At 48.0% G+C, this 19,185-nt stretch carries 21 protein-coding genes and 1 tRNA gene; 11 read left to right on the top strand and 11 right to left on the bottom strand.

The genetic code is table 11. The features are described 5' to 3' along the window. Positions 1–46: 46 nt before the first annotated feature. A complete protein-coding gene (locus IX31_RS05065) occupies positions 47–496 on the bottom strand; it encodes an NUDIX hydrolase (protein ID WP_034456085.1) in 450 nt (149 codons plus the stop codon). 115 nt (positions 497–611) lie between these two features. Here IX31_RS05065 and IX31_RS05060 point away from each other — a divergent pair, with 115 nt between their 5' ends. Beyond that, entirely contained in the window at positions 612–1,109 is a 498-nt protein-coding gene (locus tag IX31_RS05060) for a methylglyoxal synthase (RefSeq protein ID WP_051880550.1), read from the top strand. Here the strand turns inward: IX31_RS05060 and rluE are convergent. Further along, positions 1,104–1,736, bottom strand: a complete 633-nt coding sequence (gene rluE, locus IX31_RS05055; RefSeq protein WP_034456084.1) for a 23S rRNA pseudouridine(2457) synthase RluE — start codon at positions 1,734–1,736, stop codon at positions 1,104–1,106. The genes IX31_RS05060 and rluE overlap by 6 nt on opposite strands. Positions 1,737–1,870: 134 nt before the next feature. Here rluE and icd point away from each other — a divergent pair, with 134 nt between their 5' ends. The 3 genes from icd to IX31_RS05040 all read left to right on the top strand — a co-directional run bounded on the left by icd (position 1,871) and on the right by IX31_RS05040 (position 3,989). Next, on the top strand, positions 1,871–3,121 hold the full coding sequence (icd, locus tag IX31_RS05050) for an NADP-dependent isocitrate dehydrogenase (RefSeq protein WP_034456083.1): 1,251 nt from the start codon (positions 1,871–1,873) through the stop codon (positions 3,119–3,121). A gap of 119 nt (positions 3,122–3,240) precedes the next feature. Further along, the gene (locus IX31_RS05045; protein ID WP_034456082.1) at positions 3,241–3,765 is read left to right on the top strand and encodes a DUF1003 domain-containing protein; all 525 of its coding nucleotides are present in this window, start codon (positions 3,241–3,243) and stop codon (positions 3,763–3,765) included. A gap of 148 nt (positions 3,766–3,913) precedes the next feature. Continuing rightward, a tRNA-Thr gene (locus IX31_RS05040) sits at positions 3,914–3,989 on the top strand. Between the two features lie 276 nt (positions 3,990–4,265). On the opposite strand, the gene IX31_RS05035 is transcribed toward IX31_RS05040, so the two are convergent. Beyond that, the gene (locus tag IX31_RS05035; RefSeq protein WP_034456080.1) at positions 4,266–4,508 is read right to left on the bottom strand and encodes a DinI-like family protein; all 243 of its coding nucleotides are present in this window, start codon (positions 4,506–4,508) and stop codon (positions 4,266–4,268) included. A 106-nt stretch (positions 4,509–4,614) separates the two neighbouring features. Further along, positions 4,615–6,081: an MltF family protein gene (locus tag IX31_RS05030; RefSeq protein ID WP_241767163.1), complete on the bottom strand. Its 1,467-nt coding sequence runs from the start codon at positions 6,079–6,081 to the stop codon at positions 4,615–4,617. Positions 6,082–6,445: 364 nt separating this feature from the next. Here IX31_RS05030 and cspE point away from each other — a divergent pair, with 364 nt between their 5' ends. The 3 genes from cspE (at position 6,446) to IX31_RS05015 (ending at position 7,580) form a co-directional block, all read left to right on the top strand. Next, entirely contained in the window at positions 6,446–6,655 is a 210-nt protein-coding gene (cspE, locus tag IX31_RS05025) for a transcription antiterminator/RNA stability regulator CspE (RefSeq protein WP_034456078.1), read from the top strand. A gap of 282 nt (positions 6,656–6,937) precedes the next feature. Then, positions 6,938–7,096: a YqaE/Pmp3 family membrane protein gene (locus IX31_RS22215; protein WP_034456077.1), complete on the top strand. Its 159-nt coding sequence runs from the start codon at positions 6,938–6,940 to the stop codon at positions 7,094–7,096. Between the two features lie 178 nt (positions 7,097–7,274). Further along, the gene (locus tag IX31_RS05015; RefSeq protein ID WP_034456074.1) at positions 7,275–7,580 is read left to right on the top strand and encodes a hypothetical protein; all 306 of its coding nucleotides are present in this window, start codon (positions 7,275–7,277) and stop codon (positions 7,578–7,580) included. A gap of 58 nt (positions 7,581–7,638) precedes the next feature. Here the strand turns inward: IX31_RS05015 and IX31_RS05010 are convergent, their stop codons facing one another. Next, positions 7,639–8,133, bottom strand: coding sequence for a 2-thiouracil desulfurase family protein (locus IX31_RS05010; RefSeq protein ID WP_034457158.1), 495 nt, complete (start codon positions 8,131–8,133; stop codon positions 7,639–7,641). Between the two features lie 154 nt (positions 8,134–8,287). On the opposite strand from IX31_RS05010, the gene IX31_RS05005 reads away from it, so the two are divergent. After that, entirely contained in the window at positions 8,288–8,995 is a 708-nt protein-coding gene (locus tag IX31_RS05005; RefSeq protein WP_034456073.1) for a CTP synthase C-terminal region-related (seleno)protein, read from the top strand. On the opposite strand, the gene IX31_RS05000 is transcribed toward IX31_RS05005, so the two are convergent. Next, positions 8,996–10,201, bottom strand: a complete 1,206-nt coding sequence (locus IX31_RS05000) for a CynX/NimT family MFS transporter (protein ID WP_034456072.1) — start codon at positions 10,199–10,201, stop codon at positions 8,996–8,998. It lies immediately after the preceding gene. Positions 10,202–10,298: 97 nt separating this feature from the next. On the opposite strand from IX31_RS05000, the gene IX31_RS04995 reads away from it, so the two are divergent. Beyond that, on the top strand, positions 10,299–11,087 hold the full coding sequence (locus IX31_RS04995; RefSeq protein ID WP_034456071.1) for an AraC family transcriptional regulator: 789 nt from the start codon (positions 10,299–10,301) through the stop codon (positions 11,085–11,087). A gap of 5 nt (positions 11,088–11,092) precedes the next feature. On the opposite strand, the gene IX31_RS04990 is transcribed toward IX31_RS04995, so the two are convergent. From IX31_RS04990 to yeaG, 3 genes are all read right to left on the bottom strand, one after another. Then, positions 11,093–11,539: a DUF441 domain-containing protein gene (locus tag IX31_RS04990; RefSeq protein WP_034457157.1), complete on the bottom strand. Its 447-nt coding sequence runs from the start codon at positions 11,537–11,539 to the stop codon at positions 11,093–11,095. Between the two features lie 258 nt (positions 11,540–11,797). After that, positions 11,798–13,081 (bottom strand): YeaH/YhbH family protein, encoded by a 1,284-nt coding sequence (locus IX31_RS04985; protein WP_034456070.1) that lies wholly within the window; start codon positions 13,079–13,081, stop codon positions 11,798–11,800. A 69-nt stretch (positions 13,082–13,150) separates the two neighbouring features. Next, positions 13,151–15,085: a protein kinase YeaG gene (gene yeaG / locus IX31_RS04980; RefSeq protein ID WP_034456069.1), complete on the bottom strand. Its 1,935-nt coding sequence runs from the start codon at positions 15,083–15,085 to the stop codon at positions 13,151–13,153. Positions 15,086–15,511: 426 nt separating this feature from the next. Between yeaG and IX31_RS04975 the strand changes: the two genes are divergently transcribed. Then, positions 15,512–16,261 carry a MipA/OmpV family protein gene (locus IX31_RS04975; RefSeq protein ID WP_034456067.1) on the top strand — a complete coding sequence of 250 codons (750 nt, stop codon included), beginning with the start codon at positions 15,512–15,514 and terminating at the stop codon, positions 16,259–16,261. Positions 16,262–16,339: 78 nt separating this feature from the next. Continuing rightward, complete coding sequence (locus tag IX31_RS04970) at positions 16,340–17,191, top strand: aldo/keto reductase (protein ID WP_051880546.1); 852 nt, start codon at positions 16,340–16,342, stop codon at positions 17,189–17,191. Here the strand turns inward: IX31_RS04970 and IX31_RS04965 are convergent. Both IX31_RS04965 and gapA read right to left on the bottom strand, forming a co-directional pair. Beyond that, positions 17,188–18,075: a D-hexose-6-phosphate mutarotase gene (locus IX31_RS04965; RefSeq protein ID WP_034456066.1), complete on the bottom strand. Its 888-nt coding sequence runs from the start codon at positions 18,073–18,075 to the stop codon at positions 17,188–17,190. The two genes, IX31_RS04970 and IX31_RS04965, sit on opposite strands and share 4 nt — an antisense overlap. A 75-nt stretch (positions 18,076–18,150) precedes the next feature. Further along, positions 18,151–19,146, bottom strand: coding sequence for a glyceraldehyde-3-phosphate dehydrogenase (gene gapA / locus IX31_RS04960; RefSeq protein WP_034456065.1), 996 nt, complete (start codon positions 19,144–19,146; stop codon positions 18,151–18,153). Between the last annotated feature and the right edge of the window lie 39 nt (positions 19,147–19,185).

The following is a 19,185-nucleotide window of genomic DNA, read 5'->3' as shown; positions in this document are numbered from 1 at the left end:
CTTATAAGGCGGCGTATTCTATCACGCATCCCCAAAGCTATCACCCCTAACTAAACGGCCAGTTAAATGCGCCCAGTATGCTGAGCGGATAACGTTCAGCACGTTGGTAGCAGCGAATACTCTCGGCAACCAGCGGCGAGCGCAGATTATCAGCGTTAACAATTTGTTGCGCATCGAGCCATAAACAACGATCGATATCGCTATCGTGTGGCGTTGTCGGGAGTTGTTCGTCAAGATCGATAGAAAAAAGGAATCGCAGAAAAGGGGTTTTATCCGGGGCTATCCATTGGTGCATACGGATAAACGTTTGTGGTTGCGCATAAATACCGGTTTCTTCATATAATTCGCGCTTAGCGGCTTCTATTAACGTTTCATCAGCTTCAAGGTGCCCGGCAGGCTGATTCCACGTGGCTTTGCCATTGATTGTTTCTTCAACGATTAAAAATTTCCCTTGTGCCTGAACCACGCAGGCGACGGTAACGTGCGGTTTAAACATCGTTATTTATCCTGTCTTAAATTCGTTAGTACGATCATTAGAAAGTGATCTGGATCACATATTTTCCTGTGACCTATACTTTGTTGGATTTCAAAAATCCCACGAGGGCACCATCATGCAGCTTACCACGCGTATTATGCCGCAACAGAAACGTATCGCTTTAGTAGCTCACGATCCTTGTAAACCCGACTTACTGAACTGGGCGGTTGATAACCAGACGGCTCTTAGCCACCATATCATCTATGCAACGGGTACCACCGGAAACCTATTGCAGGCACACACTCGGTTATCCGTTCTGGCGCTGATGAGTGGTTCGATAGGGGGCGACCAACAGCTCGGATATCTGATTGCTTCAGGCCAGATTGACGTACTGATTTTCTTCTGGGACCCGCTTAGCGCGGTGCCACATCACTCTGATGTCAAAGCACTGATGCGGCTGGCAACGGCCTGGAACATCCCGATTGCCAGCAACGCGTGTAGCGCAAATTTCCTGATTAACTCATCGTTATTTGAGCAGGCACTGGAAATCACGGTGCCCGATGGCGATGCGTTCCTGAGCAGCCGCGTTTCTCATGTGACTCAAAACGGTGTCCATACTCAGCATCTTTTATAGCGCGTCCATTGGGATTTCGCGCCATTCTCCCGGAGCTAAATCTGCCAGTTCAAGTGTCCCCATTGCATAACGAACCAGGCGCAGCGTCGGGTAACCGACATGCGCCGTCATTCTCCTAACCTGACGATTACGCCCTTCATATAAAGTGATTTTCAACCAACTGGTTGGAATGGCCTTGCGTTCACGAATCGGTGGATTACGTGCCCAGATCCACGTTGGCTCATCAACTAATTCAGCGCCAGCTGGCAGGGTTGGACCATCGTTGAGCGTCACGCCATTTCGCAAAGATTCCAGCGCTTCTTCCGTCGGCACACCTTCAACCTGCACGAAATAAATTTTACCGGTGCGTTTGCCTGGTTCAGTCAGCTTTGCCTGCAATACGCCGTCATTAGTTAACACCAGTAAGCCTTCGCTATCGCGATCCAGACGGCCCGCCGCGTAAATTCCTTGTAACGGTATGTAATCTTTCAACGTGCTGCGCCCGGATTCGTCGGTGAATTGCGGTAGCACATCATAGGGTTTATTGAAGATAACCAGCCGCTTCGGTCCGCTATGCTGTGGTTTTTTGGCAGGTCGTTGTGTGCTGAATCGTTTAACTTGCTGGTTTCTAAAAGAAGTTTTATTCATAGTGTTTTCAGACGTTAGGTATTAACGCATTATAACGGAAATCACCAGTGATTGGCGCGGGCCTGATATTCAAGTAGTATTGACACGCACATTACAAATCATTAACAAAAAGAAGCGCTCGAAGGAGAAGGTTAATGGAAAGCAAAGTAGTTGTTCCGGCGGAAGGTAAAAAGATCACCCTGCAAGATGGCAAACTGAATGTTCCTCACAACCCAATCATTCCTTTCATTGAAGGTGATGGTATCGGTGTGGACGTGACGCCAGCTATGATTAAAGTGGTTGATGCCGCTGTGCAGAAGGCCTACAAAGGCGAGCGGAAAATTTCCTGGATGGAAATCTATACCGGCGAAAAATCTACCCAACTTTATGGCCAGGATGTCTGGCTGCCAGAAGAAACTCTGGACCTGATTCGTGATTACCGTGTGGCGATTAAAGGGCCACTGACCACGCCAGTTGGCGGCGGCATTCGTTCTCTGAACGTTGCTCTGCGTCAGCAACTTGACCTGTACGTGTGCCTGCGTCCGGTGCGTTACTACCAGGGCACTCCAAGCCCGGTTAAACACCCAGAGCTGACCAACATGGTTATCTTCCGTGAAAACTCAGAAGATATTTATGCGGGCATCGAGTGGAAAGCTGACAGCGCTGAAGCTGAGAAAGTCATCAAATTCCTGCGTGATGAAATGGGCGTGACGAAAATTCGTTTCCCGGAACATTGCGGTATCGGCATCAAGCCTTGCTCAGAAGAAGGCACCAAACGCCTGGTTCGTGCAGCCATCGAATACGCAATCACCAACGACCGTGATTCCGTGACTCTGGTTCACAAAGGCAACATCATGAAATTCACCGAAGGTGCTTTCAAAGACTGGGGCTACCAACTGGCGCGTGAAGAGTTCGGCGGTGAGCTGATCGACGGCGGTCCATGGGTGAAACTGAAAAACCCTAATACCGGCAAAGAGATCGTCGTTAAAGACGTTATTGCTGATGCGTTCCTGCAACAGATCCTGCTGCGTCCTGCTGAATATGACGTTATCGCGTGTATGAACCTGAACGGTGACTACATCTCCGACGCCCTGGCAGCACAGGTTGGCGGTATCGGTATCGCACCAGGCGCGAACATCGGTGACGAATGTGCACTGTTCGAAGCCACCCACGGCACCGCACCAAAATATGCAGGCCAGGATAAAGTGAACCCAGGTTCTATCATCCTTTCCGCAGAAATGATGCTCCGTCATATGGAATGGTTCGAAGCGGCTGATCTGATCGTTAAAGGTATGGAAGGCGCGATTAACGCTAAAACCGTAACTTACGATTTCGAACGCCTGATGGAAGGCGCTAAACTGCTGAAATGTTCAGAGTTTGGCGACGCGATGATCGAACATATGTAATTAGCGAAGTTTGCTAATGTTGAAACGGGAGCCTTTGGGTTCCCGTTTTTTATTGGGACGCTATTCCTCTGCTAAACTTTGGTTTCATTACTCTTTGTTATGGCTGAGGATTATTAAAAATGGCGATAATCACTAAAGACTCCGCTCGTACAATAAAGAATCCTGACCATTTGCGTTTCCATCGCCTTCATCAGCACTTAGCGCCGACCTTCGGGGAAAGTTGGTTTGCATTAAAAGCTGAAGCGTTTGCCCGGTTTTTCGGCACGCCATTCTTTCTCGGTGCACAAACCCTGATAGTTTTAGTTTGGATCTTGCTCAATATCACAGGGGTGAGCCATTTCGATCTTTATCCCTTCATCTTATTGAACCTGGCATTCAGTCTTCAGGCCGCCTATGCGGCACCTCTTATTTTATTGGCACAAACGCGGCAGGCTGAACGAGATAAGGCACATGCGGAAGCTGACGCTCTGCACAGGGAGGATTTAGCTCAGGCCAATGAGAAACGTTTAAAAGTTGCAGCTGAACAGGCCGAGCAGATGATTAAATTAATCGAAATGAATACAGAGCTGACAAAGGTGACAAAACAGCTTACCGAACGTATAGAAATAATAACTGAGCAGCTCCATAAACATTTGGTTAAGTAAGAATGCCGCAAATCATTAGCCAAATTTTAAGCAAATAAGTTGTTATTTCGTCGTGAATGGTTGATTTAAAATCAATAAGTTGAATTTTTGAGCGAACGATTCGCAGGGGTTTGCATAGCGGCTCGGCTTTGTATAATATGTTTTCCACGCCGACTTAGCTCAGTAGGTAGAGCAACTGACTTGTAATCAGTAGGTCACCAGTTCGATTCCGGTAGTCGGCACCATACATTAAAAAAGCCACCTTTCAGGTGGTTTTTTTTCGTCTGTATTTTAGTGAAAAAAGGAAGGCTAGCTGTGGATAGCACTTCCTTCTTATTGGTTAGATCCAACCTTGCTGGCTTGCAAGCCAAACCAGGATTGCCACCACAATTAGTACTACGGTTGTTTTTCTCATTATTGCTTAACCTGTTGGGAAATAGCCCTGATTTAGGGTAGTGCCGATGATAGCAGGAGTTTAGAACGGGAATAACCACGTTTTTATCGACTGTGCCGGCCTACATTTACTCTTCACAAACCAACCAAAAATCTGCTTCGTCAAACATCTCTTCTACCAGACGGTTAATCTTTTCTTTTTCATTCTTTGTACAGTCACTGTTTACTGCATTAGTTTGCATCGGTTTTACCCTGACATCGGCATCGGGGAAAATGGCCTGAACGCGTCGGGTCAGTTCATCAAGAATTTTTTCATTTGCACCGGGAAGGCCCGCTACATTTCGTTTGTCGTAAACCAATTCAACGAACATTAAAATGCTCCTTCTAAAACTGTATTTATATACAGTAATAAATATCGGTATTCAAGGCAAGTCTGTTCCCGAAAAACACAACGTCAGCAGAGGGGTGATGTGAGGGTTATTCTGTTTTAAGCCCGGTAAGCGGAGTCTCGTGTCCACGTGCTTTCATCTGTTCCATGATTAATTGATAAGCAATGTAATACTTGAAGATATTACTCACGTATTGCACGGTTTCATTGCCAATGCGCTGCTGTGCAATGCGTTCGACATTGTTAAACCAGATGTTGGGATCAAGACCTTTGGCCTCGGCTTCTTTGCGTAAACGGGCAATTTTAGCTGGCCCTGCATTATAGGAAGCAAAGGTGAAAAGGAGTTTGTTCATTTCGGTCATAGGCTGGTCCGCAAAATAGCGGTCGCACATAAAGCGGATATATTTCACACCCGCGTTAATGTTTGGGTCGATTAACCGTATATCACCGACTTTTAACTCTTTCCCGGTCGTAGGGAGCACTTGCATTACGCCAATCGCGCCGCTTTTACTGCGCACCTTCTGGTCAAGGCGAGACTCCTGGTAGCCTTGCGCTGCCATCAATAGCCAGTCGACATTATATTGCTGACCATATTTGCGGAAAATTTCGGTTACCTGGTAAAACTTATCTAATTCTTCTTGCGAGCGAGAATCTTTCACCCATTTTGTATTGCGTAAGTATTTATAAACTTGCTGATTTCCGAATGAAGTACCAATTTTATGTGTCGTGGTGAATTTATCTAATTGCTTACGCAGAAGCGGGGAGTTTTTGCGCATAGCCAATGCGATAGAACCATCATTACGAAGCGTAATGTCTTCATATACCACCAGATTAGGGTAAATTTGCTTCCATAATAGCGCCAGGTATCTGTCAACGACGGTGTAATCTGCAAGATTGGCATTCACCATCTCCAGAATATCTTCTGGCTCAAAATTACCAGGGGCTTTAATGACGACTGCCGGAGGGAGCTTCTTCTCAACTAAGCTTTTATTTAGTGCATCAATACTGGAAATGTAGCTGGTCGAGGGGTTCACATACAGGGACTTACCCGAAAGGGATTCAACATTCTTTAATTGAGGTGCTTTACTACTGGCAATAACGACTTCACGGACGTTTTTTGCTAATGGAGCACTGAAGTCGACGAGTTTTTCGCGCTCCTCGGTAATCGTCAAATTAGCTGCAATTATATCGCCATGCCCGGCGATGAGTTGGGGGATAAGTTGATCACGAGCGGTCGGAATAAATAGAAGATGTGTTTTCTGGGAGGGTTTTAGGCCCTTGTTAATTTGTTTATCAAACTCTTGCATCAGTTCTACCATGACACCACGTTGCGTCCCGCCGTTATCTATAAAGTAGAAAGTTTTACTGTATGGAATCAAAACGCGCACGACGCGCCTTTTTTGCATCACATCAAAGTCACCCAGAACAGTATTAACTTTGGTTTCGAATTTCAAAGGGGGGTCTTCGGTGGCTGCGTGCGTCATCGGCAAAACCGCTGTGATCAATAGCACTACAAGCAGCAAGCGGATCATTGCTACACCATCTAAACCTTCCAACCGGACACTGTTTAACTATAGCTCGCGCATGATAACTTGATTAAAAAACGCACAATACATTAATGGGCGAAAGCCATAGAAAGCCATAGAAAGCCATAGAGGGCGGTTTGCGGCCTGGATGAGAAAATTATTATTTGAAAATAATTCTTGCTTCCAATGCGCGACTATGAGTAAATGCGTCATCGGTTTGGAAGACAGACCTTATGAAAGCAGTTTTAGTAAAGCAGTCCTCAGTTCAAGCGCTATCAAGTCATCAGATACCCCTTCTTCGTGAGTCTCCTCCTAAGTGCCTAAATAAGAAACGTTCTGCAATACAGACCACGTTCGCCATATTAAATGGCTATAAAATATCGAGGAAGTATCTATGTCTAAAATGACTGGTTTAGTAAAATGGTTTAACCCAGAAAAAGGTTTCGGTTTCATCACTCCTGACAATGGTAGCAAAGATGTGTTCGTTCACTTCTCTGCCATTCAGAGCAATGATTTCAAAACTCTGGACGAAGGCCAGAAAGTTGAGTTCTCTGTTGAGAACGGCGCTAAAGGTCCTTCAGCAACTAACGTTGTTGCTCTGTAAGACTGCTAACGCATACTAAGACTGACGCATGCGAAGACGGTGAATAACCCGAGCCGATAAGTCGAAGTGAATAAACCCGCCATGTGCGGGTTTTTTGTTATTTGTAATCCTTAAAATCCCTTCTTTTTATCCAGGTAATCAATCACATAATATTTGTATGTGCATATCTGTTATTTACATTAATTAACGATACACCCTCGGTTGGTTTACGCTCAGTCGACTATGCTGGTAGTGAAATATACTTATTTGATTGTAGGTAGCATTAATAACTGGAGTTTTTTTATGGGCTTTTGGCGTATTGTTTTTACGATTATTTTACCCCCGTTGGGCGTTTTGTTAGGCAAGGGATTCGGCTGGGCATTTCTTTTAAATATTGTCCTGACTTTATTAGGTTATATTCCAGGCGTAATCCATGCGTTTTGGGTGCAAACCCGCGATTAATAAAATAAGACAGGCTTGTTGGTTTATTGCGAGTTCTGCAATGGTTCAAGTTGCGCTGCACGCGACCGGCACAGCCTCTTTACATCATTCCCTTTCATTGGGTGAAAGCGGCCTGTTTACATTTTAATCTAGGAATGTTCTGATATAGCCAATTTTTAACGAGCTATAGAGTCGCTTTATGTTTCAACTAAAACCGGGAATGCTGGCAATGATTATTGGTTCCCGTACTGCAGCCGGGCGCGTAAACGTGGGTAAATCAGTCGAGCTTTTTGGACTGTGTGAGCCTGGTGAGAGCTTTATAAATCCGGTGACGGGAGTTATGACGCAACTTCCACGTGATGCAACTCATCCATTGTGGCTGGTGACTGGCAATGTAGTGGCTTTTGATGGGCGCGAAGGCTATACCTTTGTGCGGGCAGAATACCTGATGCCGCTTGATAAGACATTATTGCCAGAGTTTGATGAAGAACTGGCAGTATTTTGATTGGATGATGGCGACAGGTGGCAGTTAAAACGCAGTTGCCATCATTGATTTTATTTTTTTAACCTTCTAATTCTTCAATTCGAGCAATCAACGCGGGAAGTTCGCTTTCGGCGTAAACTTCGATACCATTTTGTCGCAGTAATGCGGCCGCCACTCCGACTCCCGGTTGGGTAATCCCCTGAAAAGTTCCGTCATAAATCTTCTGACTACCGCATGTTGGGCTACCGTCGGTCATCAATGCTAGTCTGCATCCTGATTCTTGTGCTGTTTTTAACGCAAGCCATCCGGCCAGGAGATAGCTTTGACTTACGTCCGTACCATCACTTTCCTGGATTTTTGCATTCCCCATAAGAGCCGTAAAACCATCACCCCCCACCAGTTCTGCGGGTAGGCGCGGTGTTGTAAGCCCTGCTGCTAATTCAGGGCAATGAATAACCAATCGTTGCTCTTGATGCCAGTGTTCTAACACGCGGGTAAGCAGTGGTTTGGCTTGCCCGTTATAGCGAACTTTAAAGCCCATCAGACAGGCACTAACCAGTATTTTTGTTTTCATGGCATCACGTAAATGTATGGAAAGATGCACGGTACTACAGTGTGCAGTGCCGTCGCCACCCTGCTAATTTTGGGCGTTGCAAGGCAGAAGGTAACGGCATACTCTATCATTCCTTATGTAGCAGAAGTTACTAAACATAAGGATAATCAATTAAATGCCCCCATTGCCTTTGAAACAAACTCTTCGCATTGCGCTGGTTGGTGACTATAACCCTGCGGTCATTGCACATCAGGCTATTCCTCTTGCTTTAGATAATGCTGCTGAATATGTTGGCGTTACTGCTGACTACGATTGGTTGCCAACACCAGAAGTCACGAGTCCGGAAGACCTGGTGGGGTATGACGCCATCTGGTGCGTTCCAGCCAGCCCTTATCGGAATGAAGAGGGGGCTTTTTTGTCCATCCGTTTTGCCCGTGAGAACCAGATTCCGTTCCTTGGAACCTGTGGTGGATTCCAGCATGCAATTATCGAATACGCGCGAAACGTAATGGGCTGGGAAGATGCTGGTCATGCGGAAACTGAAAGCCAGGGCCGCCTGGTTATTGCGCCACTCATCTGTTCGCTGGTGGAGAAATCCGACGCTATAAAACTCGAAGCCAACTCAATCATTGCTAAAGCGTATGGCAGGGCGAGAATTGAGGAAGGCTACCATTGTAATTATGGGATAGCTGAAAATTTTGCCGAACAGCTAAGCCTGTCTGAACTACACGCCACCGGTTGGGATGAACGAGGTGATATTCGTGTCGTTGAGTTAAGGGGGCATCCTTTCTTCGTCGGTACGCTTTTCCAGCATGAGCGTAATGCCCTGAAGGATAAACCTGCGCCACTGGTTGAGGCTTTGCTCATAGCGGCGCAGCATTAATCAGGAGGAGTGATGAGAACGCGCTGGGCTGATCTCCGCATCACGCCCGGCGAAACCACCAAATACCGCCATCACGCACGCAAGGATCGCGCATCCCAACAAAGGAAGGCTCCATTGGCCAGAAAGGTCGTGTATTTTCCCCATTGCTGGTGGCCCGAATGCAGCCAATAAATACCCAACGCATTGCGCCATGCCTGAGAGAGCCGCCGCCTGGTGTGCGCTATTCGCTCGTAAGCCGATAAACGTCAGGCCTAAAATCATTGTTGCGCCGGAGCCAAAGCCAAATATCACCACCCAGATACTGGCGAGGCCTGGTACAAACAGCAAGCCGATACAGCTGATGGCGCAGAGTAATGCCATAAGAATCGCGATCCCTCGTTGATCTTTCAGGCGGCTTAAGATCATGCCAACCAGCAAACCTGGTGCTGCAGTTGCAAGCTGCATTAGTCCGTGCAGGGAGCCTGCTTGTGCTTCGCTATAACCGTGGCTGATGAGTATTGAAGGCAGCCAGCCAATCACCACGTAATAAATTAACGAGTTAATTCCCAAAAATAGCGTAACTTGCCAGGCAAGAGCCGAGCTCCAGATGCCACGGCTATGTAGCGCTTTGCTGGTACTCAGTGTTGATGTGGTGTGATTGGATAGCTGTGGTAACCAAATCAGCAGTGCAACGATTGGAAAGATCATCAGCGCCATTAGTGCGCCTGGCCAACCGTAGCCGTGCTGAGCAATGGGGACGACAAACATTGAGCCAATAGCCGCAGCAACACCCATTGTTAGAGAATACGCGCCAGTCAGGCGTGCGACCTGGCCTGGGAAGTCACGTTTAATCAGGCCGGGTAATAGCACATTACCCATCGCAATACCGCAACCGATAATCGCTGTGCCAACATACAAGAATGCGGTGTTTCCCGCAGAGCGCAGCGCGATCCCTCCACAGATAATCAGCATCGCTGCAAACAGGCTGCGTTCTATTCCAAAGCGACGGGCAATACCAGCAGCCAGTGGAGAAACTATCGCAAATGCTAATAGTGGGAGAGTGGTAAGGATGCCTGTTTGGGCCGTAGTTAGCCCAAAAGTATCGCGAATCATATCCAGCAACGGTGCAGTGCCGGTAAACGTAACGCGAAGTGTTGTGGCAATCATTAAAATGCCGAGCAGCAACAAGCCGTGTTTTTTCATGCTTGTGGAAAAAATTGACGTCATAAAAATATCCCTTAATACGAAGCGTTCAAGATACACGCTATAGGAATGGATGAAATCAACGTAAAATGCCAGTTTATCCCTAAATTCGGACAAGGTTATGGAGCGTGGTTTAGCCCTCGAAGGATTCGACCCTGATAGTAATTGCCATCCTGCGCAGGCATTTCGGATTCTGGTGTCAGAAAGTGAGAACGAAATAGCCTTCCACCAGCATAGAAAAGGGCAGTTGATTCTGGCTTTGCACGGTGGGATTACCTGTGAAGTTGAGCAGGCGTTGTGGATGGTGCCAACTCAACACGCGGTCTGGATCCCTGGAGAAATGCCTCACAGTAACCGGGCCACGGCTAATGCACGTCTTTGTTTTCTGTTTATCGAACCTGGGGCGGTAGAGATGCCAACTCAATGCTGCACCCTGAGAATTTCACCGTTGGTTCGCGAGCTTATACTGCATCTGACTGAGCAACATGAAGGTGATCTATCGCAGCCTGCAACTCAAAGACTGGTACAGGTTTTGTTTGATGAATTGCCGCGCCAGACGGTAGAACCGCTGCATTTGCCGATGTCAGGGCACCCGAAGATTCGCTTTATCGCTGACCAGTTGGCGCAGCATCCGCAGCAACGCCAGACCTTGCAGCAGTGGGCTTCGCACCTGGCGATGAGCGAGCGTAATCTGGCCCGTCTGGTGGTGAAGGAGACAGGTCTTAGTTTTCGGCGTTGGCGGCAACAGTTGCAATTAATCATCGCAATCCGGCTCTTAATTAGCGGTTCGTCTGTGCAACAGGTGGCGAGTGAACTCGGGTATGACTCGACCAATGCATTTATCACAATGTTTAAGAAAGCGCTTGGTAACACGCCAGGGCGTTATCTTGCATCACTGGAACCGCAGTAGAGCTATTACTGTTTCCCGATGACCAGTGAAACCAGTCCGGCAGCGATAAGCGGCCCGACTGGTACACCGCGAAATAGCGCTACGCCAAGAACAGTGCCGACTAAAAGGCCCGCCACTAAACTTGGCTGACTGCTCATGAGCGTAACGCCACGCCCGCCAAGCCATGAAACAAACACCCCCACAATGATAGCAACCAGCGATTTCCAGTTGGTGAAAGAGTGCAAAAGGGTGCTTGCGGGCAGAGTGCCGCTGGCGATCGGGGCCATTACACCGATAGTCAGAATAATTATCCCCACTGTCAGGCCCTGTTTTTCAATCCACGGGAAGAAATGACTTAAAGGGGTTACGCGGACAATAATCAGTACCAGAATTGATACCGCAACGGTGGTGTTATGGCTAACAAACCCAAGCCCGGCGAGAGCCAGCAGGATTAATAGCGTGGAGTCGAAAATCATTTTGTTCCTTGCGAAGTAGGGCGAGTATAAAAAGAGAAAACGGTTTTTTATTGTTATTAACCACTCTACGCGCAGGTGGATAGCCGCGTCAGCCTTTTTAAGTGATTCCCTATTTTTTTGTGCAAATGCATGATGTTTATTGATATTGCAGATTTTTAGCAGGTTACGTCTTTGCTGAGGAATATAAAAAATTAAATGACTTTATTTGTGTCATATAAAGAAAATCAGCCAGTATAGGACTGGCTGATTTTGGGGTTAGCTGTAACTTTTACTCGCCTGCTTTTGGAAAAGCTCACGGAATACAGGGTAGATATCATCCTGGTCGCGAATATGCTGCATCGCGAAGTTATCAAACGTGGATTGTAAATCCTCATATTCGCGCCACAAGGTTTGGTGGGCGCGGCGCGTAATTTCGATATAACTGTAATAACGCACCATTGGCAGTAATTTCTTCGCCAGTAATTCATGGCACAACGGCGAATCATCGGCCCAGTTATCGCCATCAGAAGCTTGCGCGGCGTAAATATTCCACAGTGCAGGATCGTAGCGCTCCTTCATCACTTCATCCATCAGTTTCAGGGCGCTTGAGACAATTGTGCCGCCCGTTTCCTGCGAGTAAAAGAACTCGTGCTCATCCACTTCTTTGGCCTGAGTGTGGTGGCGTATATAAACCACTTCCACGTTTTTATAGGTTCGACTCAGGAACAGATAGAGCAAAATATAAAAGCGTTTTGCCATATCTTTGGTGGCCTGATCCATCGAACCAGAAACGTCCATCAAACAGAACATTACCGCCTGGCTTGAAGGCTCAGGGCGTTTTTCGTAGTTTTTGTAGCGTAAATCGAAGGTGTCGATAAACGGTACACGGGCTATTTTCTCGCGCAGTTCGGCAATCTCTTTGCGCAAGCGTTCTTCTTCAAGCAACTGAGCAGGTTCGCTGTTGCTCACCGTTTCAAGGCTGTCTTCAAGCTCGTGTAATTGACGCCGTTTTCCAGCAGTCATTGCAGTGCGACGAGCCAGCGAGTTTTGCAACGAACGGACAACGCTGATATTCGCCGGCACACCATTCGAGGTGTAACCCGCACGGTGTGATTTAAACTCGGTTATCTGGCGATGCTGATTCTTTTTCAGATTCGGCAATGCCAGGTCTTCAAACAGTAAGTCGAGATATTCATCTTTAGAGATTTGAAAGACGAACTCATCCTGGCCTTCACCGTCCTGGCTTGCCTGGCCCTGGCCACCACCTGAACCACCGCCACCACCTTGTGGGCGCTCGATACGGTCGTTCTGTACAAAGTGATCGTTACCCGGGTGAACACGATGGCGCAGCCCACCACGCCCCTGATGAAACATCGGTTCGCTGATATCTTCACTTGGGATAGAGACGGATTCGCCGCTGTCCACGTCGGTTACCGAACGCTTGTTGATGGCCTCGGAAATCGACTGTTTAATCTGTGCTTTATAACGGCGCAAAAAGCGTTGGCGATTCACCGCGCTTTTGTTTTTGCCGTTCAGTCGCCTGTCAATAAAATAGGCCATATTTCCCCCAAACTTCTTTGCCAACTGCGCAGAGGTGCCACGGTTGTGGCACCCATTTTGACTTAGACGTTATGAAGATTTGCGCACCCGCAGATACCATTCGCACAGCAGACGGACTTGTTTGCGGGTATAGCCTTTCTCCATCATACGATCGACAAAGTCATCGTGTTTCTTCTGCTCGTCGGTCGAGGTTTTGGCATTGAACGAGATAACGGGTAGCAACTCTTCGGTGTTCGAGAACATTTTCTTCTCGATAACCGTGCGCAGCTTCTCGTAGCTGGTCCAGTTAGGGTTACGACCATTATTATTGGCTCGGGCACGCAAGACGAAATTCACGATTTCATTACGGAAATCTTTCGGATTGCTGATGCCCGCTGGTTTTTCAATTTTTTCCAGTTCCGCATTAAGAGATTCGCGGTCAAACAGCTGGCCGGTGTCCGGATCGCGGTATTCCTGATCCTGAATCCAGAAGTCAGCGTAGGTTACATAACGGTCGAAAATGTTTTGCCCATACTCTGAGTAGGATTCGAGGTACGCCGTCTGAATCTCTTTACCGATAAATTCGGCGTATTTAGGGATCAGATAGCCTTTTAAGTGCTCCAGATATTTCTCTGCCACATCCTGCGGGAACTGCTCACGCTCGATCTGTTGCTCCAGCACGTAGAACAAGTGCACCGGGTTCGCCGCCACTTCGACGTGGTCGAAGTTGAACACGCGCGACAGAATTTTGAACGCAAAACGTGTGGAGAGCCCGTTCATGCCTTCGTCTACACCGGCGTAATCACGATACTCCTGGTAGGATTTCGCTTTCGGGTCGGTATCTTTCAGACTTTCACCGTCATAAACCCTCATTTTGGAGTAAATGCTGGAGTTTTCCGGATCTTTCAAACGCGACAGAATCGAGAATCGAGACAGCGTTTCCAGTGTGCCAGGGGCGCAAGGCGCGTGCAGCAATTCACTGTGGGTCAACAGTTTTTCGTAGATCTTAATTTCTTCGGAAATACGCAGGCAATAAGGCACTTTGACGATGTAAACACGGTCAAGGAACGCCTCATTGTTTTTGTTATTACGGAATGTCACCCACTCAGATTCGTTGGAGTGCGCCAGAATAATACCGTTAAACGGCAGGGCGGAGATGCCTTCGGTCCCATTATAGTTCCCCTCCTGGGTTGCGGTGAGCAACGGGTGGAGCACTTTAATTGGCGCTTTAAACATCTCAACGAATTCCATGATGCCCTGGTTTGCACGGCACAGCGCACCGGAATAGCCATAAGCATCGGGATCGTTTTGCGCGTGGTTTTCCAGTTTGCGAATATCCACTTTACCGACCAGCGCCGAGATATCCTGGTTGTTCTCGTCACCCGGTTCAGTTTTGGCAATCGCGATTTGTGCCAGAATTGACGGCCACACTTTAACGACGCGGAATTTGGTGATGTCGCCGCCAAACTCATGCAGACGTTTTGCCGCCCACGGAGACATAATCGTGCCGAGGTAGCGTGTAGGGACGCCGTACTCTTTTTCAAGAATAGAGGCATCTTCCTGTGGGTTGAACAGGCACAGCGGGTGGTCATTCACCGGACTGCGTTCACCGTTGGCGCTAAGCGTGTAAATAGGCACACGCTGCATCAACGCTTTCAGGCGTTCAGCGAGTGAAGATTTACCGCCGCCCACCGGCCCCAGTAAATAAAGGATCTGTTTCTTCTCTTCCAGACCCTGGGCCGCGTGTTTGAGATAGGCAACAATCTGCTCAATGGCTTCTTCCATGCCATAGAACTCCTCAAACGCCGGATAACGGGAGATCACCCGGTTCGAAAAGAGACGGGATAGCCGTGGCTCAGTGGCAGTATCCACCATCACTGGCTCACCAATGGCCATCAATAGCCTTTCTGCCGCGTTAGCATAGGCACTGCGATCTTGCTTACATACAGCAAGAAACTCCTGCAGTGTGAACTCTTCGTCCTTGGCAGCTTCATAACGCTGGCGATAGTGATCGAATATATTCATGGCATGCCGTCCTTTCGTTTTTAGCACAGGTTAGAGAGCCGAGGGTAATAGTAATGGGGGCTCCCGGAAGACGTCTCCTGAATCTTGAGCAACCCTTATGCCAACTTCGTTAGTGGCAGTTTTATTGCTGCGTTCAGCGTATTTCATCTTCCTAAAATAAAGCGTAGATGGCATTTGCAAAACTTGCATACGGCTGCAAGCCAATTTCAATGACATATCAATAACTCATCCATTTATTTCTCCTTTTGTTGTAAAGGGAAGGGACTCACATCACATGACGTTCATAAAAGTGAAAAGAAGGTGAAACCTGTGTGAGGGATGTTAGTCAATTGGTTTGAGATTTCGAATAAGTAAAAAACTTGGGGTGCTAAGCGAGAGAGGTTACACTCTCGTCGCTGATTATTTGATTAAAGGACTGAATGGATTGTGAGCAAATTCAAAATTCTTGCATTAGGGGCGTTGATTGCCTCATCTTTTTCTGCTGCACAGGCAGCAGATGGCCCATGGTCTTTAGGGGCTGCTGCATTGGTCACCCCGAATCCTTACAAAGGCGACCAGGACCGGGTGTATCCGGTTCCGATGGTGGGTTATGAAGGGGATAGTTTCTACCTGCGTGGCATCAACGCGGGTTACTACCTGTGGAACGACAAGACCGATAAGCTCTCCGTCACCGCTTACTATTCGCCGTTATTCTTCCGTGCGAAAGACAGTGACTCTGACAGCATGCGCAAGCTGGATAACCGCAAAGCGACGTTAATGGCAGGGCTTTCCTATGTTCATTACACCGATTATGGTTTCCTGCGCACCGTGCTGGCAGGTGATACTCTGGACAACAGTAATGGCATCACCTGGGATACTGCGTGGTTGTATCGCTTCAACAGCGACAAATTGACTCTGACGCCAGGGATTGGGGTGCAGTGGAGCAGTGATAATCAAAATGATTATTACTATGGTGTCAGCAAGAAAGAGTCCAGCCGCAGTGGCCTGAGCTCTTACGAAGCTGAAAGCAGCTGGTCGCCGTATGTTGAGCTGTCCGTTAACTACAAATTGACTCAGGACTGGAGCGTATTCGGCCTGGGCCGTTATGTGCGTCTGGCAAATGAAGTCACCGATAGCCCGATGGTCGATAAAGAGTGGACCGGGGTATTGATGACCGGCGTCACTTATAGTTTCTGATGGTGCAACTCATGCACTTCTACGGGGCGCTTGCGCCCCGTTTGCATTATGTTGGTGCAACTATTTAAGGAGGATGTCATGGCGAAACAAATTCTCTTTCCTCAATCACAACCTTTACCGGCAATTGGGCAAGGCACCTGGTATATGGGTGAAAAGCCTGCGCAACGCACAGAAGAAGCCAATGCACTACGCGCGGGCATCGACCTTGGGTTGACGCTCATCGATACCGCTGAAATGTATGCCGATGGTGGCGCGGAAAAGGTGGTGGGTGATGCTATTAGCGGCAGACGAGATGAGGTTTTCCTCGTCTCAAAAGTGTATCCGTGGAACGCCGCAGGGCAGCATGCAATTGCCGCATGCGAGGCGAGCCTGAAACGGCTAAAAACAGATTATCTCGACCTCTATTTACTGCACTGGCGTGGTGATATTCCGCTGGAAGATACCCTCAAGGTCATGCAGCAGCTCATACAGCAAGGCAAAATTCGCCGTTGGGGTGTTTCTAATTTTGACTATGCAGATATGCAAGAGTTATGGCGTGAGGCTGGTGGGCGTGGATGTGCTACCAACCAGGTGCTTTACCACCTTGCATCTCGTGGGATCGAACATGATTTACTGCCCTGGTGCCAACAGCAAAAGATACCTGTTATGGCTTATTGCCCTTTAGCACAGGCGGGGCGTTTGCGTCGTGGGTTGATGAATGATCCGGCACTCAATGAGTTGGCAAACCGTAAAGGTGTGACTGTCGCACAGTTATTACTGGCATGGGTCATTCATCACGATGGCGTGATGGCAATTCCGAAAGCGGGGAGTGTGGCGCATGTGAAAGAAAATGCGGCGGCACTTGAAGTTACTTTGAGTCAGGAAGAAATAGCGCTGATGGAAAAGGCGTTCCCGGCACCGGGCCGTAAAACGCCTTTAGATATGGTTTAAGCTTTTTTCGCTACACGCACAGTTGTTGCTAAACGAGCCGGTTTATCAGCTGTCGCTTTTTGCGTCGCACTCGCACATGCGGTTTCAACACACACGAAAGTTTTGTAACCATCGTCTGGCATATCTGCCATAGAAGCAGAGAGTGCCGGGCCTGGGTTCCAGCCAACCACATTGACATGGTGGTGGTGAACAACGTCAATGGTGCGGCTAAGGCTCGCGTCATGAATAACGCTGCACTCTTCTGGTTCCAGGTAAACACGATCTGTGCGATCAGGGAAGGTCTGCACACCGTCTGTTAACTGGCCTTCAGTCGCATTCAACACTTTATCGATATAACGTTTACCCAGACCGCTCACTTTCACATCAGCAATATCGCCAACGTTGAAATAAGTGTGCAGGGCGGAGTTAACTTCAAATTCACCGTGCGCTTCCAGTTCCATCTCACAGGTTTTACCCAGTTTGTAACGTGCGTACAGGGTAAAATCATGCGGCCAGTATTTGCGGGAAACATCGCTGCTTTGCAATTCGAAGGTCAGGGAAACACCGCTTTCATCTTCGTTATGCGCAGTCAGAGCCCATGGCAGGTTGCGGGCAAAACCGTGTGCTGGCAGGTCTGCTTGTGCACCTGGGCCAAACCATGGCCAGCAGATTGGCACGCCACCACGAATAGCGGTACCGTGTTTGAACGGAGTATTGCCGCTCAGCCAAAGTACTTCTTCTTCGCCAGCTGGTTTCCATGACAACAGGTGTGCGCCTTGCAAAGTCACAGCACCACGTGCTTGTGGATGTTCAACCACGATAACTTCCAGCTCATCAATCTGACGGCGTGAAATAGAGGGGGTGATTTGTTCAATTACTGGAAGGGCAAAAATTTTGTTAATCATTGACTCACCTATCAATCGAAGCCAAAAAAAAGGCGACCGCATGGGTCGCCTTCAGGACTAATTACTCATCTCAACTTATTTGGAGATGTGAGCGATCAGGTCCAGTACTTTGTTTGAGTAGCCAGTTTCGTTGTCGTACCAGGAAACCAGTTTCACAAAGTTGTCGTTCAGTGCGATACCAGCTTTAGCATCGAACACAGAAGTACAGATTTCGCCGTTGAAATCAGTAGATACAACGTCGTCTTCGGTGTAACCCAGAACGCCTTTCATTGGGCCTTCAGAAGCCGCTTTGATTGCTTTCTTGATTTCTTCGTAAGACGCAGCTTTTTCCAGACGAACGGTCAGGTCAACTACAGACACGTTTGGAGTTGGAACGCGGAACGCCATACCAGTGATTTTACCGTTCAGCTCTGGCAGTACAACGCCTACAGCTTTAGCAGCACCGGTAGAAGAAGGGATGATGTTCTGAGCTGCGCCGCGGCCGCCGCGCCAGTCTTTGTGAGACGGGCCATCAACAGTTTTCTGAGTAGCGGTAGTTGCGTGAACAGTGGTCATCAGGCCTTCAACGATACCGAAGTTGTCGTTGATAACTTTAGCCAGTGGAGCCAGGCAGTTAGTGGTGCAAGATGCGTTAGAAACGATATCCTGGCCAGCATATTTCTCGAAGTTAGCACCTTTAACGAACATAGGAGTGCTATCTTTAGAAGGACCAGTCAGAACAACCTTTTTAGCGCCAGCAGTGATGTGCTTACGAGCGGTTTCGTCAGTCAGGAACAGACCAGTTGCTTCAGCAACAACGTCTACGTTGACTTCGTTCCACTTCAGGTTAGCCGGGTCACGTTCTGCGGTAACACGGATAGTTTTGCCGTTAACAACCAAGTGGCCGTCTTTGACTTCTACAGTGCCGTTGAAACGACCGTGAGTTGAGTCGTACTTCAGCATGTAAGCCATGTATTCAGCGTCTAACAGGTCGTTGATTGCAACGATCTCGATGTCAGAACGTTCCTGAGCAGCACGGAAAACAATACGGCCGATACGGCCAAAACCGTTGATACCTACTTTGATAGTCATATATTCCACCAGCTATTTGTTAGTGAATAAAAGGTTGCC

Source organism: Buttiauxella noackiae (genome assembly GCF_000737905.1).
GTDB lineage: Bacteria > Pseudomonadota > Gammaproteobacteria > Enterobacterales > Enterobacteriaceae > Buttiauxella > Buttiauxella noackiae.
The sequence above is the reverse complement of the archived record's forward strand: the minus strand, read 5'-3'. Positions and strand labels throughout refer to the sequence as shown.